The organism is Novosphingobium sp. (genome assembly GCF_965214355.1).
Classification (GTDB): domain Bacteria; phylum Pseudomonadota; class Alphaproteobacteria; order Sphingomonadales; family Sphingomonadaceae; genus Novosphingobium.
The window spans coordinates 3,042,239-3,065,225 of record NZ_CBDCBI010000002.1 but is presented as its reverse complement, the minus strand read 5'-3'; the positions used below and the strand labels follow the sequence as shown (position 1 = coordinate 3,065,225).

General features: G+C 58.7%; 18 protein-coding genes and 2 tRNA genes. 12 read left to right on the top strand and 8 right to left on the bottom strand.

Annotation, left to right across the window (positions count from 1 at the left end; translation table 11 throughout):
• Window positions 1-120: 120 nt before the first annotated feature.
• Window positions 121-264 (bottom strand): hypothetical protein, encoded by a 144-nt coding sequence (locus tag ACOOE2_RS14320; protein ID WP_420383660.1) that lies wholly within the window; start codon window positions 262-264, stop codon window positions 121-123.
• A 475-nt stretch (window positions 265-739) separates the two neighbouring features.
• Between ACOOE2_RS14320 and ACOOE2_RS14315 the strand changes: the two genes are divergently transcribed.
• From ACOOE2_RS14315 to ACOOE2_RS14280, 8 genes are all read left to right on the top strand, one after another.
• Window positions 740-1,015, top strand: coding sequence for a helix-turn-helix transcriptional regulator (locus tag ACOOE2_RS14315; RefSeq protein WP_420383659.1), 276 nt, complete (start codon window positions 740-742; stop codon window positions 1,013-1,015).
• Window positions 1,016-1,063: 48 nt separating this feature from the next.
• Window positions 1,064-1,207 carry a helix-turn-helix transcriptional regulator gene (locus tag ACOOE2_RS14310; RefSeq protein ID WP_420384621.1) on the top strand — a complete coding sequence of 48 codons (144 nt, stop codon included), beginning with the start codon at window positions 1,064-1,066 and terminating at the stop codon, window positions 1,205-1,207.
• Between the two features lie 103 nt (window positions 1,208-1,310).
• Window positions 1,311-1,559 carry a helix-turn-helix transcriptional regulator gene (locus ACOOE2_RS14305; protein ID WP_420383658.1) on the top strand — a complete coding sequence of 83 codons (249 nt, stop codon included), beginning with the start codon at window positions 1,311-1,313 and terminating at the stop codon, window positions 1,557-1,559.
• 278 nt (window positions 1,560-1,837) lie between these two features.
• Window positions 1,838-3,982: an ATP-binding protein gene (locus ACOOE2_RS14300; RefSeq protein ID WP_420383657.1), complete on the top strand. Its 2,145-nt coding sequence runs from the start codon at window positions 1,838-1,840 to the stop codon at window positions 3,980-3,982.
• Between the two features lie 761 nt (window positions 3,983-4,743).
• Window positions 4,744-5,205: a phage pre-tape measure protein gene (locus ACOOE2_RS14295; protein WP_420383656.1), complete on the top strand. Its 462-nt coding sequence runs from the start codon at window positions 4,744-4,746 to the stop codon at window positions 5,203-5,205.
• Window positions 5,206-5,248: 43 nt separating this feature from the next.
• Entirely contained in the window at window positions 5,249-10,822 is a 5,574-nt protein-coding gene (locus tag ACOOE2_RS14290; RefSeq protein WP_420383655.1) for a tape measure protein, read from the top strand.
• 181 nt (window positions 10,823-11,003) lie between these two features.
• Complete coding sequence (locus ACOOE2_RS14285) at window positions 11,004-11,213, top strand: helix-turn-helix domain-containing protein (RefSeq protein ID WP_420383654.1); 210 nt, start codon at window positions 11,004-11,006, stop codon at window positions 11,211-11,213.
• A gap of 29 nt (window positions 11,214-11,242) precedes the next feature.
• Window positions 11,243-11,497 (top strand): hypothetical protein, encoded by a 255-nt coding sequence (locus ACOOE2_RS14280; protein ID WP_420383653.1) that lies wholly within the window; start codon window positions 11,243-11,245, stop codon window positions 11,495-11,497.
• A 189-nt stretch (window positions 11,498-11,686) separates the two neighbouring features.
• Here ACOOE2_RS14280 and ACOOE2_RS14275 read toward each other — a convergent pair whose 3' ends face one another.
• The 3 genes from ACOOE2_RS14275 to ACOOE2_RS14265 all read right to left on the bottom strand — a co-directional run bounded on the left by ACOOE2_RS14275 (window position 11,687) and on the right by ACOOE2_RS14265 (window position 16,078).
• Window positions 11,687-13,825, bottom strand: coding sequence for an ATP-binding protein (locus tag ACOOE2_RS14275; protein ID WP_420383652.1), 2,139 nt, complete (start codon window positions 13,823-13,825; stop codon window positions 11,687-11,689).
• 44 nt (window positions 13,826-13,869) lie between these two features.
• Window positions 13,870-14,952: a DNA cytosine methyltransferase gene (locus ACOOE2_RS14270; RefSeq protein WP_420383651.1), complete on the bottom strand. Its 1,083-nt coding sequence runs from the start codon at window positions 14,950-14,952 to the stop codon at window positions 13,870-13,872.
• Between the two features lie 1,049 nt (window positions 14,953-16,001).
• Window positions 16,002-16,078 (bottom strand) — tRNA-Pro (locus ACOOE2_RS14265).
• Between the two features lie 360 nt (window positions 16,079-16,438).
• Here ACOOE2_RS14265 and ACOOE2_RS14260 point away from each other — a divergent pair.
• From ACOOE2_RS14260 to ACOOE2_RS14245, 4 genes are read left to right on the top strand one after another with little or no spacing between them, the layout of a single operon-like run.
• Entirely contained in the window at window positions 16,439-16,765 is a 327-nt protein-coding gene (locus ACOOE2_RS14260) for a hypothetical protein (RefSeq protein ID WP_420383650.1), read from the top strand.
• Window positions 16,762-17,817, top strand: coding sequence for a type III polyketide synthase (locus tag ACOOE2_RS14255; RefSeq protein WP_420383649.1), 1,056 nt, complete (start codon window positions 16,762-16,764; stop codon window positions 17,815-17,817). The genes ACOOE2_RS14260 and ACOOE2_RS14255 overlap by 4 nt, the downstream gene beginning before the upstream one ends.
• Window positions 17,817-18,320, top strand: a complete 504-nt coding sequence (locus ACOOE2_RS14250; protein ID WP_420383648.1) for an isoprenylcysteine carboxyl methyltransferase family protein — start codon at window positions 17,817-17,819, stop codon at window positions 18,318-18,320. Before ACOOE2_RS14255 ends, ACOOE2_RS14250 begins: the two co-directional genes overlap by 1 nt.
• On the top strand, window positions 18,317-19,915 hold the full coding sequence (locus tag ACOOE2_RS14245; RefSeq protein ID WP_420383647.1) for a DHA2 family efflux MFS transporter permease subunit: 1,599 nt from the start codon (window positions 18,317-18,319) through the stop codon (window positions 19,913-19,915). Before ACOOE2_RS14250 ends, ACOOE2_RS14245 begins: the two co-directional genes overlap by 4 nt.
• A gap of 223 nt (window positions 19,916-20,138) precedes the next feature.
• Here the strand turns inward: ACOOE2_RS14245 and ACOOE2_RS14240 are convergent, their stop codons facing one another.
• From ACOOE2_RS14240 to ACOOE2_RS14225, 4 genes are all read right to left on the bottom strand, one after another.
• Window positions 20,139-21,077 carry a cobaltochelatase CobT-related protein gene (locus ACOOE2_RS14240; RefSeq protein ID WP_420383646.1) on the bottom strand — a complete coding sequence of 313 codons (939 nt, stop codon included), beginning with the start codon at window positions 21,075-21,077 and terminating at the stop codon, window positions 20,139-20,141.
• A gap of 64 nt (window positions 21,078-21,141) precedes the next feature.
• Window positions 21,142-21,597 (bottom strand): hypothetical protein, encoded by a 456-nt coding sequence (locus tag ACOOE2_RS14235; RefSeq protein WP_420383645.1) that lies wholly within the window; start codon window positions 21,595-21,597, stop codon window positions 21,142-21,144.
• Window positions 21,598-21,862: 265 nt separating this feature from the next.
• A tRNA-Ile gene (locus ACOOE2_RS14230) sits at window positions 21,863-21,938 on the bottom strand.
• A gap of 45 nt (window positions 21,939-21,983) precedes the next feature.
• Complete coding sequence (locus tag ACOOE2_RS14225; RefSeq protein WP_420383644.1) at window positions 21,984-22,970, bottom strand: polysaccharide deacetylase family protein; 987 nt, start codon at window positions 22,968-22,970, stop codon at window positions 21,984-21,986.
• Window positions 22,971-22,987: the final 17 nt, after the last annotated feature.

Genomic DNA, 22,987 nt, shown 5'->3' with positions numbered 1-22,987 from the left:
GGACACTGATCTTTTGATGAATGTATATTCACGGCCGCCGTGACTCAGGTCGTCGGCGGCCGTGATTTATTCATCACAAAATATGGATGGATCGAGTCCGAAAATCGGTCGACTCCGAGCTCATGGCCAATCGCATTTAGGCGCGGACATGATCCAATCAGCCAAGAATACCGGATCATCGCGATGGGCGACAAAAAACCTGATCAGTTGATCGCGATCGGCCTGGGTCTGATTTGCATTTTTGGCTTGTTTGGTGCGATTCATGGCTTGTTTCCCTAATCAGGCCGCGCGGCTACTACCCCGGGCGGCAGGACAATGCGGGTTAGTAGACCGCACAAGCATACGGCGCCGCGAACGGCCCCACATTGCCCCACCATAGGAAAGGCGCTTGTTGTTCGGCGGCTACTAACCCGCACCGATTCGTTGAACCGGCATGGATCAAATGGACCGCAAAAAAGCGCTCCGCAAGCCCTAAAACACATTTTCACGACATTCAACATCATAGTGAAAGTATTGATATCTAATAAAATATTTGGCGGGCAGCCTCTCTATTGATACATGGACCGCGGGCGCTTGCCGCGCGCTTGCGGTGGAGGCGCGGACGCCTGCGGGCGCGCATATACGAGGCTACCGACCTGACGATTCTGCAATTTTCGAAAACGAAAATCTCCGGGATCAACTCGGCCCCACGGCGATAGAAACTGCAAGGAGACGCGCTCCCATGTTAAACGAACGCTTCATGAGATTGCCCGACGTGGAAGAACAGATCGGCTTCTGCGGCGGTCACGTTTACGCGATGATCCGCGAAAAGACGTTCCCGCCGCCGATCAAGCTGGGCCGCTATTCGGTCTGGCTGCGCAGTGATATTGCGGCGTGGATGGCCGAGCGTATCGATCCATCGCGTTTACCTTGGGGGACACATCTTGTGGAGGCCGACAGATCAATCGATATCCCACCTGCGCGGCGGCCCAAAAGGACTGGCAGGCAAGACGTCAGAAAACGAAGAGGCAAATGAAACATGCTTCAAGCACGCTTCATGAGATTGCTCGATGTCGAATAGCAAATCGCCTTTCGCCGGGACAAGATCTATAGGGTGGTCAAAGCGAGAGATTTTCCGCCACCGATCAAACTGGGCCGCATGTCGGTCTGGCTTCGCTCAGAAATCAATGACTGGATGAGCGAGAAAATCGATGCGGCGAGAGCCTGACAACCAAACATTTTGTATAACCCAGCGGGCTTAAAATCAGCCGCCACTTGCAGGGCAAAGCGAATTGATTGGCCAGCAAAAACAGCCAAGAGGTAAACGAGCGATGCTGCAAGAGCGATTTTTGAGGTTGCCAGACGTGGTGCGCCATGTCGGCTTCAAGGACAGTAAAATCTATGCGTTGATTCAGGTGAAGCAGTTCCCCGCGCCAATCAAACTCGGCCGCACATCAGTATGGCTGGAAACGGAAATAGCAGCCTGGATGACTGAGCGCATCGATTCTGCACGACTCTGCCCCCTGCCGCGCAAAGCATCATGTCGCAATACACGGGCCATCGCATCTCGACTGGCGTGAAACGACCACACGCGGTCACTCCTCAGCTGACGTTTGGGCGGCGTCTTATTGCCACCTTCAGACCTTCCCGCAAACGGAGGTTTTTGGGATGGCCAGCGCCACCCATGCAGGCTTTTGCAGCAACCTGCATTTGGTCCATGCCGACAACCAAGGGGCGCGGGTGTCAAAACCGACCCCTTGTGACACCTATACGAACAGCGTCAGTCTGCTCGCTGGTTGACCTCACGGGCATTGAGGTTAGTCTGTTGGATGCAGGCTGCTCCTCCCGAAGAGTGTCAATGGAAATCAACCCGGAACCCGATGCTCGACAATTTCGCGCTCTCCAGGATCGAGCCTTGGAGCTGGCGAGCGAGGAAGGTCCGCTTCAACATACGCTCGATCAACTAATGCTCGCGGTCGAGCATAACTCCGCAAGCGGCGTAATCGGGTCGATTCTGCTGCTCGATGACGATGGCAGCCATTTGCGCCACAGCGCAGGGCCGAGCTTGCCCGACGCCTATAATGCCGCGATCGACGGCATTCAGATCGGGTCTGGCATCGGCTCGTGCGGGACAGCCGCAGCCGAGAGGCGCCCAGTTTATGTAGCCGATATCGCGATTGATCCTCTTTGGGTGGATTTCCGCGACTTAGCGCTCACCCACGGCTTGAGAGCCTGCTGGTCTACGCCTTTTTTTGACAGGGACGATCGCGTTCTAGGCACCTTCGCCATGTACTATCGCGAACCACGGGAGCCGCTCCCGTTTGATCTGGAGATCGTTGAGCTGGTGACCCGGTTCGCGGCGCTTATCGTCCATCGTGACCGAGCGACCGCCGAACTGGCGGCGAGCGAAGAGCGGCTGCGCCTTGCCACAGAACATGCGGAGATCGGTTTTTGGGATGTGGATATCATCAATGACATCCTGATCTGGCCACCACGGGTCAAAGCGATGTTCGGTATTTCGCCCGATGTTCCGGTGTCGATGGCCGACTTCTATAACGGCCTGCATCCCGAAGACCGCGATCACACTGTCGCGATGTTCGCGGCCGCTGCGGACCCCGAGCAACGCGCGCTTTACGATGTCGAGTATCGGGCGATCGGCGCGGAAGACGGCATCGTGCGCTGTGTCGCGGCCAAGGGACGCGGCCTGTTCGATCGCGATGGCAGATGCTTTCGGGTAATAGGCACCGCGATCGATGTCACCGAGCGCAAAGATACCGAACGCCGGCTTCGCGACCTCAATGATACCCTAGAGGCGCGAGTCAGCGAACGTACCGCTGAACTGGAAGAAGCGCACGACGCGTTACGCCAGTCGCAGAAAATGGAAGCGGTCGGCCAGCTCACCGGCGGAATCGCGCACGACTTCAATAATATGCTCGCCGTCGTAATCGGCTCGCTCGATCTGTTGGGGCGTCGGATCGGTGCCAGCGACCTGCGAGCTAAACGCTATATCGATGCCGCGGTGGAAGGCGCGCGACGAGCGGCCAACCTCACTCAGCGCCTGCTTGCCTTCTCGCGACAACAGCCCTTGAAGCCGGAAACCATCAGCATAAACCGGCTGGTCGCAGGCATGTCCGATCTTCTGGAGCATTCGCTTGGCGGCGATATCCGGCTGGAGACCGTGCTCGCGGGCGGCCTGTGGCATACACATGCCGACCCGAACCAGTTGGAAAACGTCATCCTCAACCTCGCGATCAATGCGCGCGACGCGATGTCGAACGGAGGACGGGTAACGATCGAGACACAGAACGCGCACCTCGACCCAAGCTATGCGGCTGTGCATCTCGGCGTTCCGGCCGGGCAATATGTCATGGTCGCGGTAAGCGACACCGGGGCCGGTATGCCCCCGGAGGTCATCGAAAAAGCCTTCGATCCGTTTTTCACTACCAAGGAAGTCGGCAAGGGAACTGGCCTCGGCCTCAGCCAGGTTTACGGTTTCGTCAAACAGTCAGGCGGGCATGTAAAGATTTACTCAGAGCCGGGGCATGGAACGACCATCAAGGTCTATCTGCCCAGGCTGATCGGTGCTGCTTCTGAAAGTCTCGATGACTTGCTGTCTCGAGACATTCCTTACGGCGACACGCAGGAGCTAATCCTGGTTGTCGAAGACGAACCCGCCGTTCGGCAATTCAGCGTCGATGCACTTGGCGAACTCGGGTATCGGGTTATCGAGGCGGATGGTGCGGCGGCAGCCCTCCGATTGCTGAAGGCTCACCCCGATATCGCATTGATGTTCACTGACGTGGTGATGCCCGACATGAATGGTGCGAAACTCGCGGAAGCAGCACGCGCGGTCAGACCTGATCTCAAGATACTGTTTACAACGGGTTACACCCGCAATGCAGTTGTCCATAATGGTGTATTGGACGCCGGCGTTCAGCTGATCGGTAAGCCATTTACCATTGAAGAACTTGCCGGACGTGTGCGGCAAATACTCGATACATAGGTTTGATGATGTATCGGCCAAAGCGAGTGAAATGGGATTACGGTGAGATTCGCCCGGTGTCAAAACCGAACGGGTTTGGCCGGGCGAGGGGCAGTTTTTGACGCTGCAGTTCCCAACCCTGGTGATAGTTGGCACCTTGGTAGCAGATTGACGGTCAGCTGAAGCTTTGTCGGACAACAGCAGCCGTTCCAGAATGTCCCTGGCCTGGACAAAGTAGTGAGAGCTTACGTGACGCCACGAATGACCGGTTTCGGTGACGCTGGACGTTCCCATCAGGGGCCCCGAACGACAGTTTCGTCCCAGAATTTGCCTTTCATACAGATCTAAAATCTGCCCACACCGCCTTTGCGCCGCTGTGCTGGCACGCTCAATTTTTATGTCAGGCGCCAAGCTGGCTGTAAGCGGACGCTGCATTCTCGGCATCAACACCGTCGCTACGCCTCAATCGTGACAGCCATTTTCGCGCGTACGTCGCGCGCTGGCAAAATCGATCCCGCCAGCACCTTGACCGGCTGCCAAGCCGCCGAATAATTGCCGCCGTGCTCCGGCGGTATAAACCGAACTTTCCCCACAAATTACAGCCAAAAGCTTCAATAATCGCTTCTACATTTATAGGCTCTGTCTGTTGATAACATTCAATCAACTGTTGATTGAATGTTATCAACATTTGACTACCGCCAACCTTAGCGACGCAAATGACGATTTGCCTTTATCAGGTCTCATTTTGCTTTAATGATGCCACCTCAACTAGGAGATAGCCGGTGAGCCTAAAGCATCTCAAACGACGCATTCACACGATCGAAATCTCCGAAGGTGATACCTTCACCGTCCGGGGGCTCGACCTCGTCGACGTTGTGAAACTTGCAAGCCAGAATACTAGCGAACTGGCCACGCTGTTCAAGGAACTCAGCAACGGCGGCGACCTGTCTGCTGATCTTGGCGAACGATCGTCAATCATCTTCAACGCATTTGTGAATGTGCCAAATGTTTTGGTGCAGATCATCGCATTAGGGGCTGGCGAGGAAGATGTCGGCCTGGTGCGTCTGCTGCCAATGGTGGCGCAGATCGAAGCCGTCGAAAAGATTGCAAATCTTACGTTTGCGATGAACTCTCCTATCAAAATTCTCGAAACTATTACGCGGGCTATGAACGAATTGGTGGCCTCGATAAGCAATAGAGCGCTCTCGCAAGCTACATCAGGATGGTTAGGTGCCCGTCATTGAATCCTATTTCAAAATTTTTGATAATTACTAAAGGATAATTTCAATGGCTGCTTCGACCCAGCGTGACGTTGAACTCGTAATTCGCGCCCGCGACGAAGCCACCCAAGCCCTCGGCACGATCACCGATGCGCTGAATACCCTGGTCGATTCCCAGACACGCACCAGCGCCGCGGCAGCGCAGACCGGAACGACACTCGACAAGATGGGCGTCGCCCTCGGCAATCTGCGCAACCAGGCACAGAGCCTCGAAGCGCTCGGCGTCGCCGCCACCAAGATCGACCAGGCCGGCGCGGCGATGGGGCGCCTTGAGGCCCAGGTCACCAGCGCCGGCGAACGCCTCGGCGAAACCCGCGCCAAATACGAGGGCGTCGGCGAAGCGATCGACAAGCTGCGCGCGCGGTCGGCCGAACTGAAGGAAACGCAGGCGTCCGAAGGCGCGGCGCTGAAGCAGACCCAGGTCGAGATCTCGGCGCTGACCAGCGCGATGAACAAGCTCGGGGAAACCTTCCCGAAGAGCGACGCCGCCGCACGCAAGCTGATCGGGTCGACCGAGGCGCAGCGCAACGCCTATCGCGAAAACCTCGATGCCATGGCGGTCTACCTCGTCAAGATGGCAGACCTCGAAGCGAGCGAGAAGCGCCAGGTCGCAACGAAGGCCGAACTGACCCGCGAGAGCGAGCGCGTCACCCGCGAACTCGCCGCCAACAGCAAAGCGTCGTCGCAACTGGCCGCCAAGATCGAGGGTCAGGCAGACGCGCAGTCACAAGCGAACGCGCGTCTGGTCGAGGGTAAGACGGCGTTCGGCGAACTGACCGCGGCGGCCGAACGCGCGGCAACCATTCTCGGCGTGGCCAAGCTGTCGACCGAGGGCATCGCGGCGGCCAGCAAGAGCGCGACCGAAACGATCAAGCAACTAAACGCCGAACTGGCGAAGCAGCCGAAGCCCGCCGCCGCGCCGGCAGCCGCCAGCAGCACGCCGCGGCAGGAACTGCTCGACGCCAAGCAGGCAGTCGCGCAGGCCCAGGTCGTGTGGCAGCAGGCTTCGGGCGCCGTCGCCGCGCTGAACCGCGAAATCCAGGCCAGTGCTGAACCAACGCAGGAACAGGCTGCGCGATTCCTGCTGGCCAAGAATGCGGCCGGCGAGGCGAAGACTGGTTACGATCAGGCTGCCAGTGCGCTGACCACGCTGCGCGCACGCTTGCAGGAATACATCGGAGGTGCGCAGCAGGAACGCATCGCGATGGTCGAGGCCGCGCGCGCGGCGCGCGAGATGGCAGCCGCACGCGCGGCGCTGGAAGGATCGAACCTTTACGCCGGGCAGGAGCAGGAACTCGGCATCCTGGCGCGCTTGAAGGTCGAGTGGGACGAACTGACCGCAGCGATGCGTCAGAACTTCGTCGCGCAGGTCGACGCGGTTCGCGAGCAGCATGAGCACGTTGAGTCAACCAACGGCGCGGCCGCATCGATCGGCAACCTGAAATCCCAGGTCCTGGGGCTGGCAGGCGCGTACCTGGGGCTGATGGGAGCCATGCAGGCGGTCAAGGGCGTCATCGATACCTATCGGACGCTGGAACAGGCCCAGACCCAGTTGGCGGCGGCCCACAACGGCGATCAGAACGCCGCGGCGTCAGACATGATCTTTCTGCGCGGCCAGGCGGAACGCCTCGGGCTTTCGCTGAAGGACGTCGCCGAGCAATACGGCAAGCTCAGCGTCGCGGCGAACCAGAACAATATCTCGCAGCGCACCACTCGCGAACTGTTCACCTCGGTCGCTGAATCCGCGCGACTGGTCGGCCTCGACAGCGAGAAGACGACGAACGTCCTTTACGGCTTCGTCCGCATGATCGACTTCGGCAAGGTGTCGGCGCGCGACTTCCGATCGGTGCTGACCCAGATACCTGGTGCGCAAAAAGCGATGGACGATGCGCTCGACGCAAGTTCGGGGAAGCTGGGCGTCACGCGCGAGGAATTCCGCAAGCTCGAAAAGAGCGCAGCGGGCATCCCGGTTACCGACGCGCTGCTGCAAGCCTGGGCCGAGAACATGCAGAAGCAACTCGGCGATAAGCTGCCAGCTTCGCTGCACACGTTCAACGCCGAGTGGGGCCGCTTTCAGACGAATTTGCAGGAAGGCGAGAACACCGTTGGCCGCAGCGGGTTCATGGATGCGCTGGCATTTCAGCTTCAGCGCCTGAATTCCTTCATGAAGTCCGATGAGGGCATGAAGTATTTCCAGGACATCGGACATGCCCTGACCAGCTTGGTTAATGTGATCGGCTTTGTCGGAGCGCATGTCGACTATTTGAAATTTGCCTTCGAAGGGCTGGTTGCCGTGAAGGTGGGTTCTTTCCTCACCAGCATGATCCCGCTGTTTATCAATGCGGCGCGTTCGATCGGCACAATGCTCGTCGCAATCGAAGGTTTGACGACCGGAGTTTTCACCTTCGGCGAGGCCATTGGCGGCATCGGCATAGCGATGGGAGGTCTTCCGATCCTGCTCGGCGCGGTAGCATTCGGCTTGATGCAGGCATTCGGCAGCACGGTCGAAGGTGTAACGGCGCTCGACGAAGCACTCGATACGCACGATCGCGTCATGGCTCAGGTCCAAGATGCCTATTCGAAAACTGGCGGCAAGGCCGACGAGTTCAAGGCAAAGCTCGCCAGCCTGAGCGAAGTGCAGATCGAAAGCAGCAAACAGGATCTGACAAAGGCGACCCGCGATTCAGTCAAGGCGCTGGGCGATACCATCGACGGTTTCTACCAGCACAACAGCAACGGCAGCGGCACGATGACCGCAGTCGCCGAGAAACTGAATTCGATGCATGCGGCGTTCGTGGCCGGCAAGATTACGGTCGCGCAGTACCGCGACGAGGTGCTGCGGCTGAAGATTGCAGATAATGCATTTTCAGACAGTGCGATGTCCAAGACGCTGCTCGATATGCTTGACAAAATCGATAAGGGTCAAGCCGGGATCAAGGACCTCGATGCAGCCTTGAAGGTGATCCACGGCACGGCGGGTGAAGCTGCTGATGCGACCGTGCAGTTGAACCTCGCGTTCAAAGACATGGGCATAGCGATCCCGAGCGACCGCCTGAAGGATTTCAATAACTCGCTGCTCGAACTGAAGAAGAACATCCCAGAGCTTGCCCGCGCCGCCGAGGCCCAGGCCAAGCTGGAAAAGGCGCGCGAGACGCTTCAGACCGGGCTCGCCGCCGCGGGCTTCGGATCACCGAATGCAGATAATGCCAAGATCCAGGCAGCCATGGACGCCTATCACCAGGCAGAGGGTTCGATCAACGCTGGCGCCAACTTCGAGGCTGCCCAGGTCACCGGCCGTGGCCGCCTCGCCGAAGCTGCGACCGGCGCGCGCTATACCGGCGGCCTGACGCCGCGCCGCCGGAACGGCGGTGACAATTCAGACCTCGCCGTCGACAACAAGGAATCCTACATCACCGGCAAGCTCGGGGTGAATCCCGATACGCCGTTGACGCAGGCCCAGTTGCGCGAGTTCCGCGACCTCTTCATTCACACCGAGGGCTCGAAGAGCAACAACGTCGGCAACCTGAAGAATCCGGGCGGCGAAGGGTTCCAGAAGTTCGGCAGCAAAGATGCCGGTTACGAGGCGATCGGTCACCAGATCCAGCGCGACTTCGACCGCGGCCAAACCACCGTGCGTCAACTGATCGAGGGTCGCGCCGTCGCGGGCGGTGCGCCGGCTGCCGGGACGCCCGCTGGCAAGTCGTTCTCATCGGACGGCGCGTTCGTGAACAGCCTGCTGAAGCAGATCGGGATCGACCACAAAGACACGAGCGCCGACAGCTTCAGCAAGGTCGGCGAAAAGGTTTCGGACGCGAGCAAGGTCGAGCCGGGCGACATCGTCATCCTGAAGGGCAAAGGCTCGGCAGCGGGTGGCATCGGCGTCTTCACGGGTCGCGACGCCAACGGCAACGCAGATGTGACCAGCACCTTCGGCAAGGGCAAGCCTACAACGCGCTCGATCGCGCAAGACCAGATCGCAGGTTATCGCCGCATCCCTGATGCCGAGCAGATGTACGACCAGCAAGGCGCCGCGAAGGACCAGTCTGGCGAATTCCAGCAGATGCTGAAGGACATCATCGGCGAGAACAAGGCCAAGACCAGCGCCGTCAACAAGTCGCCGGTCGACCTTGCCGTGATCGAGGCGATGAACCGCCTTCATAAATGGCTCGACGACAACAAGGCGAAGGCCGAGCGTGAGGGCAAGCCCTTCACAGCCGGCTTCAAGCCGGGTCAGGAAGCCCAGGTCGAGAGCAGCGTTCGCGGATACTTCAGCGCGACCGCGGCAGCCGAAGAGCAGAAGAAGCTCGACGAGATCAACCACGCCTGGGATGAGATCCTGCATGGCGCGATGAAGGTCACAGCAGAAGAGCGCGCGCGCCAGGCGCTGCTGGCAAAGGGTTTCCAGTTCGACAAGTCGGGCAAGCCGGCCGACGCCACCACGGCGCAGGCGCTTACCACGCAGACGAGCGTCGAACATGACAAGGACATGCGCCAGGCCGAACAGGATCTGTCGGCGAAGGGCCAGGAGTTCGAAAGCGCCCATAAGGCTTTGAAGGAAGGCTACAAAGAGGGCGATACCAACGATATCAAGCAAGCCTCTGCAACGCTGAAGGATCTCAACGCTCAGATCAAGGCCGGCCTGCCCGCGCTGCTCACCTACTTTACGGCAATGGGTGACGAGAAGGCCGTCGAGCGCCTGCAAAAGCTGCAAAAGCAACTGAAGGATTTCACAGGAACCGGGATCACCGATGCCAAGGAAATCAATCAGTGGCTCGGCGATGGACTCGTCAGCGGCCTCGACAAGAGCGCCGAAGGCATCGGGAAATTCATCCGCGGCACCCAAGGTATCGGGGCCGTGTTCCGCGACGCGCGCAACGCATTTTTGCAGTTCGCAGCCGATTTTCTGAAGCAAATCGCCAACATGATCCTCAAAGCCACGATCATGAAGGCTTTGAACGCCTCGAAGCTCGGGTCATCGATCGCGGGGGGCGTAAATTCGGCGACCGGCACCGCGCAGCAGACTGCGGCAGCCGTGGCGTTGACGACTGCCGGCACAGGACTGACCGGAGCTTCTGCCACGCTGACGCTCGCGTCGAAAGTGTGGGACGCGACGGCAGCAGCGATCATGGCCGCAGCAAACCAGTTGATGGTGGCAAATGCTGCTGGAGCCGGTGGTGGCGGCGGCGGTGGCGACGGAGCAGGCATAGGCGAACTCACTACGTTGCTGCATTCGGGCGGTGTCGCGGGCTCTGGTGGTATGTCGCGCGGCGTTTCCCCATCGGTATTTCACGATGCGATCCGCTACCACACGGGTGGCGTGGCGGGGCTGAAGCCAAACGAGGTTTCGACCGTGCTTGAGCGCGGCGAAGAGGTGCTGACGGCGTCGTCACCTCGTCATATCAACAATCTCGGGAAATCGAACGCAAGTGGTGAACCGCGACCGCAGGACATCAAGATCGTGAACGCCATCGATCCAGGTCACATGATGTCTGAAGCCATGGGCACTGCCAAGGGTCAGAAAGCTATCGTGAACTTCATTCGCGGCAACGCGCGCGCAGTCAATACGGCACTGCGCGGGTGACAATAACTATGGGCATGCGCGCTTGAGAACGAAAAATCTCACGGCACACTCTGTGATAGCGTCGTCCAATGGACTACGATATAAGAGGCCGGGTCGAAACACTCTCGTCTTTTAAGGAAAATAACCGATTGGACCGGCAGGCGCTCCATACTGGATGAGATTTTGAAAACAGGCGATCGCTATGTCCCCCAAAGAATTCCGTGCAATCCGTACAAAAGCCGGGTTGTCTCTTGATGCGTTGGCGCGCGTGTTGCGAGTTGCAGACAAAGCGAGCGTGCATCGATGGGAGAAGGGCCAACGAGCGATAAGCGGGCCGGTCGCGATCTTGATGGAGCAGTTGGAGGCTGGTGAGTTACCATCGCGCTATCTAAACCAGTTTATTAAGGGGTGATCCTTCCATTATAAATTTTGGAGCCTGACATGAGAGTTGTCATATATGCTCAGGACCTGAGCGGCCGGAACGATGATGGATATTACACGAAGCCGGATCTACGATCGGCATTGGACATTTTTTTCGACCCTGAAAAACACGATACATTCCTCGATGATGTCGGGGAGAGCCCTTTGTCGAGAGATGACGCAGAGGAGATTTTCCGCCAAGGCAAGAAGGTCACTTTTTATAATTCGGAAGGCGAAAAGATCATCATATCAAATGATTTAGGTGCTTCGTCATGATCGACAGTGGGCAGGCTATAAGCACGGCATAATTTAGGCGGGCGACAACAGATTGGGTTCCCACGGAGATGGCCTCACCTGCTCATGCTGCCAATATCATCGGCCCGGACGCCGCTTGGCATTAGTGCGAAGTGGCCAACCGTCCGCTCGGTGCTGGCGCTATCCGCTAGTTACATAATCGCTAATTACCTAGCTAGGTGGAGCAAACGTTTCTGCGTTGTCATCAGTCGCGAGCCCTCGACGAATATCGCTCTCCAGCGCATCTATCGCCGTCGCGTGTGCAGACTGGGCAGCTTCCAACAACGATCTCAAACCGATCACTTTCCATTGCGTCTCGGGCCCGGATTTGTTCATGCGATGGATGAGCAACATTTCGTCGTCCACCGAGCTTTTGGTGTCTGGCATCGCACCGATTAGGTAGCCTTGAACGTGTACGTCTCGATGTAATTCCATAGTGCAATATTTTTCGACTTTGGCGATGTAGCCTTCAAGCTGCGTCAAGTGGGCGATGGTGAGTGGAATAGAAGGGCTCTTTAATTCGACAATATTTACTTGGTGGGGCGCACCGGTGTCGCTCATCACAAACACTAAGTCCGGGCGCTTGGGGCTATCGAGTGGAGCGTACCCATCTATCGAAAGGTGGGAGGCGATCGCGGTCGACACTCGATGAAGGTTGGCATCGCTTGTTAAATAACGTGAGTATTCAGCGCGAATTAACCAAGGTTGCTCCTTGAGAAGGTCGTGCAGTAACTTTTCGGATCCCTTCTTTTTCCACATTTCTTTTTGCTCTCCATCGACAATTAGCTTTAGAAGAGCATTAATTCCGTTTCGTTTTCCTTTGTAGTTCTTTAAAGCATCACTTTTTTCAATGTCAGCGAGCTCAACGAGATTTATTGCGATTACTTGGAGCGACTTGGGGTCGTGACCTAGCTCGCTTAACCTGATCAACACCTCTCCCGCATTGACCGATTGGGCGATGAGCGGGGCAAGCTCTGCGAATTCCGCAGAATCCGCGCCGTGTTCCACCGCAAGGGTCCTGATCAGCTTCTTTGCCGATCTCTGTGCACGACCTTCAAGCGCTTCAACGAAGAGCATTATGGATTTGGCCGTCTTCGACTTTTGGATATCGTCGTCGACCTTCCCTTCTTTCCACTTAGCGTGCGCCTTGAGCGCTTCTCGCATAGCTTCCTCAACGAAATCAATCAGCGCCCGCACAATTTCATTGTCCTCGCGCAGTTGCGTACGGTTGGTGTTAACTAGGTCGATGCCGTGGCGATCCAAATCGTCTGCACGAACGATACACTCCATGTAGCTCTGACTATGGAAATTGTGCATGCCAGTAGGAAGGCCGAACAGGGATGGTCCCGCGGCAAGCCGATCATTGCAATAGATGCGTGCGCCACGTTTTGCTGCGGGCAGATTTTTGCCCTGCGGACGAAAGCCAACCATGTAGCGTATGGGTAGGGTAGTAATACTATCGACCTTCACGCCATAGTCGGCGAGATTCTCGATGCTGGCGTCTGCTGGATAGGTGAAGGCAAATTCAGGCTTTTCGGGTTCAATTATCCCACTGTTTATTTTGACCGTCAGTTCGCCCGGCTCAATGCCAAAAAATGCCTCGCGGATGACGTTCGCAATTGTCTCTACCGAATAGCGCACAGCGTCGGATTTCAGCCCTGTCAGCGTGATACGCGTGCCGTGGTCCGCAACGGCCAACCCTTCTGCATAGCTGGCAGGAATGTTTACCAAGCCAAGATCTTCGGCGTGCCGGATAGTGTCATCATCCAACGTGAAAATCGTGGCAAACGTTTCGCCTGTTCGCTTAGTCCAGATCACCACTTTAGTTGCAGCGCCGAAGCCCGCAAGCTTGCCCAGACCTTTGCGGCCCATCACATTGCGCTTGCCTGTCTCCGACTTAAGAAGGGACTCCATTCCGGTCACGCCATCAAGCCGTCTCTTGCGGTTAATAGGGAGGAATTTTTGCTCTACGTCTTGCGGCGACATGCCGTGACCATCGTCCTCGATTACGATAGCAATATCGTGTGGAAGTGGCGTGAGCAACACGGTGAACGGATCACGCTGGTTGCCCTCGACTTCCTTTTTCGCGTCATCTTTGGCCTTGATACGCGCGGCCTGAATTTCATCTACCGGTACGGTGATCGTGACGTTAGTGGCTTCGCTATCATAGGCATTAGCTACGAATTCGACGAGACATTTGCCGATCGAGGCGTACATGTTGATACCGAGCGCCTCAAGCATCCCGCCTTGGATACGAAGCGGGAAGTGGGTCGGCTTGTCAGTCGATTTTGCGGGTGGCGAATTTTCCATGTTGGCAGTGTATCTGAGTGCAACGTCTGTGCAACTGGCGAGCCCTATGCGGCAATAGGGATATCCACTGCTGCGATTGCGTCGCGCACTGCAACTGCAACTGCACAAGATAGCGGAATCGGGACGCCGTTACCAATCTGACGAGCAACCGGATATGGCTTTCCGACAAAGCTCCAGGAATCCGGCACACCCTGAAGGCGGGCGCCTTCACGTAGAGACAGCGTGCGGTTCTCAGTCGGGTGCAGGTAGCGACCCTTCGATGGATTCTGAAATGCGCAGCGGATTGTGTTGACTGGCTGGCTCGGATCGATGCGGCCCCAGACGTCAGTGGCTTGGCAACCCACCCGGGCCCATGAGGGTGGGCAAAGCTCAGGCGCCATACGCATCACGTCGCGTTTATCGCCTCGCGGCGGAATGATATTAATGCGTGCGGCTGCGATGCCTTGCGGCTTCGGCCAGATGTGCATGCCATCACCAGGCGATACGGGCAACTGGAGAACTTCACCCGCAGTGCGTCGAACGTTAGATGGTCGAGGTGGGGGAATCGTTCCGATTTTCGAAGCGACCGTGAAAGCCCGGCGCCGCAATTGTGGTGCACCGTAGTCAACGGCGTCGAGGACCCAGCTCTCAACGAGAAAGCCCATTTCTTCAAGCGCGCTTGCGAGCGCACGCCACTGGCTCGACGCAAGGAACGGCGGCACATTCTCCACTACGACGACGCTCGCCCCGCTTTCCGCCGCCCATCTGGGTACTTCCAGCGCAAGATTGTTGCGAACATCTAAGGGGTCTTGCCGGCCGAGTGTCGAGAAGCCTTGGCATGGTGGCCCAGCGATCAAAACGTCAGCGGCAGGTATCGGTCCGAAATCGGTGATGGACGCACAGACAGCGACCCGAGCGAGGTTCTGGTTGTAGCTTGCAACTGCCTCCTTCGAGATATCGACCGCCAAGACTGATTCAAAACCGTTTGCCAAAAAGCCAGCACTAAAAAGGCCGGCTCCGCTGAACATGTCGATGAGGGTTGAATTTCGCATATTCACATGGTAATAATGTGAATATGCGAATATGCAAGCTCGGATGATGAATTCCACGACAACGGCGCTGCTGGCTTTGCGGGAACTGGCGGACATGCTCGCTAGCCCTCAACTCCCTGTGCAGCAAAGGATCGCCGAGGATCTGGGGGTTGATCAGCCTTTCATCTCGAATGCTCGCAATGGCCGGCTCAAGCGCATAACGCCGCGCGTCTTAAGGTTGCGCGAATATGCGAGGATGCGCATCGAGGCTGCGCACGCCGCTTCAAGGGCTGCGACAGATATGGAGAAGGACGTGGCCAACGATTCGTCTGCGCTAAACGCGGATGAACGGCTTGGGGCGGCTTCCTCTGCCAGTGGTCGCCGATATGAGGACGATGCCCTGGCAGGCATCAAGGCGTACTTACAAGACGGCTATGACCCGCGACTTATTGTTGAGCAACTAGCGGTCTTGCGCCGCGCGCAACGCTTGAGGCGTCCCGGACGCCCATTTTCGGGACAGTCTGGGTAGGCATCCGTGAGCGCTCTTAGAGGACGCGCTTGAGAGCACACTCAGGAGCGATGAATGCGGCAGATTACGGTGATGTCAGGGCCGAGCGACGTCGGCGATGGGACGACGAGAAGCGTCATCGGATTTTGGCGGAACTGCGGAGCTAGGTGCGTGCGTTGCGGACGTTGTCCGGCAGCACGATATTTCGACGGCCCCAATTTACACGTGGTGGACTAAGCTGCGCCAACACTTTGCGGTGCCGTAGTTTGCCAAGGCCGTGGTCGATGTTGACAGCGGCGAGCTTTCCGCCGTGACGCCACAGGCTCAGTGGTGATTGAACTGGGCAACGAGGTGCGCGACTACGGACCGGGCGATTTTAATGCAGCCGGCGTCGTTGTTGTGATCTGACCAAATTCTGTGACGACAGCGCTTACTGCGAGCGTCTCGGTTGGATACTCGTCAAACCTAGATATGCAGCTGACACCGCAGTCTTCGCGCGAATATGAAGTCTGCTTTTAAACTGATAAGCGGCTAGTTCGCCCCTGCCACCGATCAGATCGGCGAAACCTTATGGCGACTCCCGGGCGACTCGCTTCCGCAAACAACAATGTCCTGCGAGCGATCAGGTCGCTAACTTGTTGTAGCGCCTAAAAATAATTGGTCGGGGAGATAGGATTCGAACCTACGACCCTCTGGTCCCAAACCAGATGCGCTACCAGGCTGCGCTACTCCCCGACTGGCGCTGTCCCTAGGGAACGCGCCGGACGAGCGCAAGAGGCTATCGTGTGTTTGTGACAATGCAGCGTGCAACAGCGGGCAAGCAGACGATACCTGTGTCCCGGAATAGTCCCGAAGCGGGCGTGCTCGCCACGAACCGTTTGCAGTTTGCGCCTTTCGGCGGTTAGAGAGCCTGGAATCGGGCGGCTGTCCTGCAGCGCCTGCACATTAACATTTTGACATGAATCGCCTGGGTTATTCCCGATAAAAGTCGTTCAGGCAGCGTTGGGCTTTGACCGACTACCGCGCAAACCTGAACAAAGCCATGTTTCAAGTGTTCGAAACAGGGACTGACCGTGCAGGCAAAGGAACCGATCGATGAATGCAAAGGATATGACACAGCGCGACGGACGTCGCGGCGCCGGTGGATTTGCCGATAAAATCGGTATCGCATTCGGTGTTGCTGCGCTTGCCGGATTTGCGTTTGCACCGGTGCCTGCGCTCGCCGGCGATCCGGGCAAGCATGCCTGTTTCGTGGATGCCAAGCGGCTATGCCCGAAGGAAGTGGCCGCACTCAGCAAGTCGAAAGCGCAGGCATGCATGATTGTTCATCTTGAACAGGTGTCGCCACAGTGCCACACGTACATGATTGCCGAACGCGATAAAGCGATGCGCGCGAAAAAGACGGAACCTTCGGCACAATGACACTTGCGCGTTTGCTCGGCATCGGCCGGGCCGTTCCCACAAATATTATGCCGCAGGATCAGGCGCTCCAATGGGCGCGGTCGCATTTTTCCGAACGCTATCCGGCGTTCGAACGCATGGCGCCGGTGTTTGCGAATTCGGGCATCCGCGAGCGACAGCTGGCCATGCCGATGGACTGGTATTTTCAGCCGCAGGACTGGGTGACGCGCACGATCGCCTATCGCAAGGTGGCCGGCGCACTGTTTATCGACGCTGCGCGCGATGCGATCGCCAATTCGGGATTGGTGGCGGGCGATATCGACATGGTCGTCACCGTGTCGTCGACCGGCGTTGCCACGCCCAGCATCGAAGCGCTGGTCCACGATGAACTCGGCTTGCGCCCCGATGTGGCGCGCGTGCCGGTGTTCGGGCTGGGCTGTGCCGGCGGGGTTTCCGGGCTGGCGCTGGCCGCGCGGCTGGCCGCGTCGAAGCCGGGCGCGCGCGTGCTGTTTGTCGCGGTGGAATTGTGCACATTGTCGTTTCGTGATGATCTGGCGAACAAGGCCAATATCGTCGCGACCGCGCTGTTTGGCGATGGTGCGGCGGCCGCGGTGCTGTGTACCGAAGGTCCGGCCCAGGTCGCGATCCGGTCGGCAAGCGAACATTTGTGGCCGGGCACGCTCGATGTGATGGGCTGGGATGTCGCGCCACAGGGTCTGGGCGTGATCTTTGCGCAGTCGATCCCGTCGCTGGTCACGCGCCAGTTGCGTCCTGCGCTCGAACTGCTGCTCGAACGGCTGGATACCACGATGGACCAGGTGGGCCGCTATGTCTGCCATCCTGGCGGCACCAAAGTGATCTCCGCGCTCGAAGACAGTCTGGAGCTCGAAACGGGCACGCTCGATTTCGAGCGCGCGGTGCTGGCCGATCATGGCAACATGTCTGCGCCCACGGTGATGTTCGTGTTGCAACGCGTGCTTGCAGATGCTGCGCTGCCCAAGCGCGACATGCTGATGCTGGCGCTCGGGCCGGGGTTCACCCTGAGCGGCGCGCTGCTGGAACCCACCGACTGATGACGGCCGTGTTCGTCATGGGCTATGTGACGTTGGCGCGACTGTTGGAAATGATCATCGCGCGCCGCAACACCGGCGCGTTGATGGCGAACGGCGCGCGCGAACATGCGCCGGAGCATTATCCGGCAATTATCGCATTTCATGTCGCTTGGCTGGCCGCATTGTGGATCCTGGCGCCGGGCCGTGCATTGGTACCGCTATGGTTGATCGTTTTTGCGCTGCTACAACCCTTGCGGGTGTGGGTCATGGCCGCGCTGGGCGCGCGATGGACGTCTCGTATCCTGATCGTGCCCGGCGAAACGCTGGTAACGGACGGGCCGTTCCGGTTGTTGCGCCATCCCAATTACGCAATCGTGGTCGCTGAAGTGGCGACCCTGCCACTTGCGTTCGGATTGTGGACGGTCGCGCTGGTCGGCACGCTGGTCAACGCCGTGCTGCTGATCATCCGCATCCGTGCCGAAGATGCGGCGCTGGCCCCCTTGAGACATCCGGCGCGTCGATGACGGCGTACAGCCCCGCGTGTGCGGGAACCGTCACAACGCCGCCGGCAAACGTGCGCACCTGGATCGGCTTTTCGCTGATGTGCATCGCGCTGTTCATGTCGGTGCTCGACGTGCAGATCGTGCTGACCGCGCTACCCACGATTCAGGCCGGGCTGCATATCGGCGAAGACGGCATGAGCTGGATCCAGACCAGCTATCTGACGGCCGAAGTCATCTCGATTCCGCTGTCCGGCATGCTTGCGCGCGCGCTGTCTTTGCGTGGCTGCATGATGCTTGCGGTCGCCGGGTTTACTTTTGCATCGCTCGCTTGCGGGCTCAGCCATGATTTCACCAGCCTGATCGTCGCGCGAACGGTGCAGGGGTTGTTTGGCGGGGTGATCATCCCTTGCGCGTTCAGCGCCGTATACCTGCTGTTTTCGCCCAAACAGGAACCGGTGGCAACGGGCCTCGCCGGTGTCATGGCGATGCTGGCGCCGACGCTGGGCCCGTGGCTGGGCGGATGGCTGACGGTCCATTTCGGCTGGCAGGCGCTGTTCACGATCAATCTGCTGCCCGGGGTGGTGGTGGTGCTGGGCCTGGCTTTGCTGATCCCGCGCAGCGAGCATCACTTCGCGCTGCTTAAACGGCTCGACTTCGTGGGCCTGATCATGCTGGCGGCGGCCATGATCGGGATTCAGATCGCGCTGAAGGAGGCGCCGATCGTCGGGTGGCTGGGGCGTAACACGCTGGTGCCAGGGGTCGGTGGGTTGCTGCTGCTGTTCGGGTTTTACCGCCGCTGCCACATGGTCTGCGCTGCTGGCGAATGTGCCAGCGCCAGGACGCCATTGGTCGATCCTGCCGTGTTGCATGACCCGCAGATGGCGCTGGCGACCGCCGCCAACGCCGTGCTGGGTGCGGTCCTGTACAGCTCGACGTATCTGATGGTGGTGTTTCTGGGACTGGTGCGGGGGCACGACGCACTGGGTATCGGCGATATATTGATGATCACCGGCGTGGCGCAATTGCTGACCGCGCCGATCGCGGTGTGGGCCGAGCGGCATATGCCGCCGGTGCCATATTGCCTGATCGGGTTTGCGCTGTTTGGCCTTGGCTGTGCGATGGATACCAACCTGACGCCCGATAGCGATTTTGCCGCAATGGTCTTGCCGCAGCTGGTGCGCGGCGCGGCGCTGATGATCTGTATCCTGGGCACGACGAGGTTGGCGCTGGGCCATCTGCCGCGGGAAAAAGTCGCAAATGCCAGCGGCTTGTTCAATCTGGCGCGCAATCTGGGCGGCGCGTTCGGCATCGGCGTGGTCGACAGTCTGCTGCACGAAGTGGCCATCGCCCGGGGGGCCAGCATCGCCAACGCGTTGCGCGCGGGCGATGTGCACACCGCTGCGCTGCTGCACATCCCGATCGACGATTTCCTGGCGATGCACGGTCAACCGATCGACGACGACACGCGCACCCTGCTCGAACCGCTGGTCGGCCATCTGGCACTGACCGGCGCAGTGAATATCGCGTGGCTTGTGCTCGCTGGCGCCAGCGCGCTGGTCGCACTGGCGTGTCTGGTGGCGAAATTCAGAATGCGAGGTGCAGCAGGCAGGCCGTGATGCGTGCCCACATCGATGCTAGCCGACTGCAAGCCCGATGCCGATCTTTGCGGCCAACCGGATTGCCGTAGCCAGAGGCTGCACGATGAAAACGGTCGCACAGTCGCCCAAGGGTCTATAATCCTGCGCGCCAGCGCCTCACTAGGTTTTCAGCCATTCCCGTGAGACAGGTTTCAGCAATCTTGCTGATGTCGCACTTGGGCAAGGCCATGTGGAACCAGAACTATGCTTTTGTCATAGCGCCGGAGTTTGGCTCCAACGTCGCGCGGCGGATCAATCTGATCAAACCGACACCTGCCGCTTGAGGCTCCTCTGCCCTCTCGAATAGCATTGGTTCGGGCACATTCTCGCCGCCGATGAGCAATGTGCAAATGGTGAAACCCTCTTCGGTGAGGCGGTGCTCGGTTTCTTCGAGGTGTCGGGCCAGCAAGTTGCGGTCCTCGTTTGCTAACAGCGTAGCGTCATCGATGGGTGCCCCATCCGAAACAAGGCAGATGATCCTCCGGGACCATTTCGCTGCGGCCAACCGACCGGCACCCCACGCCAGCGCCTCTCCATCAATGTTTTCGTGAAGCATCTCTGAACGCATTGCCATCCGAAGCTGCCAAGGATGGCGCGTGCTCCTCTCTGCTTCCCCATAAATCAGGTGGCGCAGGTCGCATAGCCGACCGGGATTGGACGGCCTGCCTGCCCAGCGCCAAGCCTTGCGAGACTGTCCGCCCTTCCAACTGGTGGTTGTGAACCCCAGTATTTCAGTGGCGATGCCTGCATGATCTAGCGCATCGACTGCACCCTCCACCGCAAGCAATGCCGACATCATTCGCAGGCCGCGCATTGAGCCAGAATGGTCGATCAGGAATGAGACCACTGTCTGCCCCCGCTCCTCCGAAGTGAGAGCATGTTTCAGGTCGCGAACAAGAGCCGCGCCAGCGGCGGTGATCTCAACCCGTTCGGCGTTGAATAGCGTGTCAAACTGCTTGTTCGCATCGTCGAAACTGCGCTTTTGTGCGGGAGATAAATCTCGGAGCATGGCAGTTATTTGGGCTGGACCGACAACTTCATCAAATGCGGTTGTAAAGGCTTTGTAGCCATGCTGGGCACGGTTGGTGCGGAACGCCGAAAACCGGTGTTTCAGTCCTATTGTGATTGGCGATGCTGTCATGGCTTACCAGTAATCCCAATACGGCAGAGCCACATACAATGCCTTGCTATGGCCATCGCTGCAATCAGGCTTCCACTGGATCAAGTGACATAGTCAGATCGCGTGCGAAAATCGAACCATACAGACCGACGTTGGTGTCGAACGAAACCTGAATATCACCCGCGCGTGGGCCAACAGTTGTCTCCCAGCCTGCTAAATCGCCGGTAATCCGTCGAACGCGGAGGTTCGCAATCGACGATTGAGCATCGCCGACCAAGTAGATGCCGCTGACGTCAGAGAAGTGAAGGTCTACCAGTGTGTGCCGGTCGAGCACAAAATAGCCATTGGCATCGACCTCGTTGGTCATGCGGAATGCCTTGAGCCGCACGATGGCATCGCCCTTTGCAATCTCAAGGTTGTCCAAACTCGCATCGTGGAACGACGGGACAAAACCAAACCATTCGATGACCGTAGCGCCACCCGGTAACGCGGCGAACAAGCTTTGATCGGTCTTCCAATAATCTACATCGGGGTTCTGCATTTTTGAACACTACGCCGAAAGGTAACAACCAACAACATCGCCGCGAACGCAGGAAACGATGTCAACTCCGCGTGTGCGGTCCCGGTCTGTATCGCGCTTACCTCGTAGCTGTGTCCGCGCTGATAGAGGTAATCATAGCCTGCAACGCGCTGCTTGGATGCACTCATGCTGGGTCCCAATTTTTAGGGACAACCTTAGGATCATGTAGCGAATGAAACCCCAACACTTCCGCAACTTTCCGGGAATGCTGGGGCTTGGGTGGCGATGGTGGGCCCGGCAGGATTTGAACCCGCGACCTAGCCGTTATGAGCGGCCAGCTCTAACCACTGAGCTACAGGCCCACGCGCGAACGCAGGTATCGCCACGATCGCAGCTTGGCAAGCGCCTCAAGCTTGGGCAGCGGCAATCACGTCCGACAGCCCGGCTGGCGCAACGCCGCGCGCGCGCAAATGCGCAAAGACTGCGCGCCACCAGTCGTACAGCCGTTCCAGCGCGGCCTCGTCGCGCACATACGGGGTGTTTCCTGGCGCCAGCGAAGGGCTGTGGAACGAAAACATCAGCACGGGCAAACCATCGGCCAGTGCGACATCGATCGCGCGAAGGGCGGCGGTGATGTCCACGCCTTCGGGCGTCAGCGGCACGCGTTCGAGCAAACCAAGCCGCGCGAGCACGCCGCGCAGGCGGGGAATGCGCGATGCGGCATGATACAGCCGATTGCCCATGTGCCGCAAAGCGCCGCAATACACTGTCGTCAGCGGCAATTCGATCAGGCCCGCCGCGCGATCGATCCACCACGGATGCACCGGGCGCTCACGGTAGTCGGGCCCACCTTCGTGCGAATAATCGAACCGTGCGCGTACCGAAGTGTCGATCGTGACGCCGGCATCGCGCAGCATCGCCTGGGTATGCGGCCCCAGGCCATAGCGCCCGGCGCGGTAGCAGCGGGGTACCCGGCCAAAGGTCTGCTCTATCGTGCGTTTCAGCGTGTCGAACTTGGCGCGTTCCAGCTCTGGCGCAAGATTGCCGGCGAAGCTGTTGCGAACATTGACCTCTTCGTCGTGCGGCGGATTGACCCAGGGGTGCAACTGGATGCCGATTTCGGCGCGCTCGTGCAGGATCGCCGGGCCCAGCACATCATTCAGCCGCGTGTCGCAGGCCACCGGGTAATCGACCAGATAAACCGGCGCGACGCCCGCATTTTCACAAAAGGTCTGAAATCGGGCGATGGCGGGGACATGCGACAGGCCGTGTCCGTAGCGCTCGAATGGCTTTTCCCAGTCGAATTCTTCTTCGGTATCGACGGTCACCACAAAGCACTGGCCAAAGCCCGGCGCAAACCGGATCAGATCGCCTGGCCCCGGCGCAGCACGCATATCAGGGCCAGGGCCAG

Excerpts from the sequence above, each read along its gene's own strand:
- ACOOE2_RS14260 (WP_420383650.1), top strand. The coding sequence starts at position 16,439 with ATGAATGCAAAGGATATGACACAGCGCGACGGACGTCGCGGCGCCGGT.
- ACOOE2_RS14285 (WP_420383654.1), top strand. The coding sequence starts at position 11,004 with ATGTCCCCCAAAGAATTCCGTGCAATCCGTACAAAAGCCGGGTTGTCT.
- ACOOE2_RS14245 (WP_420383647.1), top strand. The coding sequence starts at position 18,317 with ATGACGGCGTACAGCCCCGCGTGTGCGGGAACCGTCACAACGCCGCCG.
- ACOOE2_RS14305 (WP_420383658.1), top strand. The coding sequence starts at position 1,311 with ATGCTGCAAGAGCGATTTTTGAGGTTGCCAGACGTGGTGCGCCATGTC.
- ACOOE2_RS14255 (WP_420383649.1), top strand. The coding sequence starts at position 16,762 with ATGACACTTGCGCGTTTGCTCGGCATCGGCCGGGCCGTTCCCACAAAT.
- ACOOE2_RS14280 (WP_420383653.1), top strand. The coding sequence starts at position 11,243 with ATGAGAGTTGTCATATATGCTCAGGACCTGAGCGGCCGGAACGATGAT.
- ACOOE2_RS14275 (WP_420383652.1), bottom strand. The coding sequence starts at position 13,825 with ATGGAAAATTCGCCACCCGCAAAATCGACTGACAAGCCGACCCACTTC.
- ACOOE2_RS14320 (WP_420383660.1), bottom strand. The coding sequence starts at position 264 with ATGAATCGCACCAAACAAGCCAAAAATGCAAATCAGACCCAGGCCGAT.
- ACOOE2_RS14235 (WP_420383645.1), bottom strand. The coding sequence starts at position 21,597 with ATGCAGAACCCCGATGTAGATTATTGGAAGACCGATCAAAGCTTGTTC.
- ACOOE2_RS14225 (WP_420383644.1), bottom strand. The coding sequence starts at position 22,970 with ATGCGTGCTGCGCCGGGGCCAGGCGATCTGATCCGGTTTGCGCCGGGC.
- ACOOE2_RS14315 (WP_420383659.1), top strand. The coding sequence starts at position 740 with ATGAGATTGCCCGACGTGGAAGAACAGATCGGCTTCTGCGGCGGTCAC.
- ACOOE2_RS14300 (WP_420383657.1), top strand. The coding sequence starts at position 1,838 with ATGGAAATCAACCCGGAACCCGATGCTCGACAATTTCGCGCTCTCCAG.
- ACOOE2_RS14290 (WP_420383655.1), top strand. The coding sequence starts at position 5,249 with ATGGCTGCTTCGACCCAGCGTGACGTTGAACTCGTAATTCGCGCCCGC.
- ACOOE2_RS14240 (WP_420383646.1), bottom strand. The coding sequence starts at position 21,077 with ATGACAGCATCGCCAATCACAATAGGACTGAAACACCGGTTTTCGGCG.
- ACOOE2_RS14270 (WP_420383651.1), bottom strand. The coding sequence starts at position 14,952 with ATGTCCGCCAGTTCCCGCAAAGCCAGCAGCGCCGTTGTCGTGGAATTC.
- ACOOE2_RS14250 (WP_420383648.1), top strand. The coding sequence starts at position 17,817 with ATGACGGCCGTGTTCGTCATGGGCTATGTGACGTTGGCGCGACTGTTG.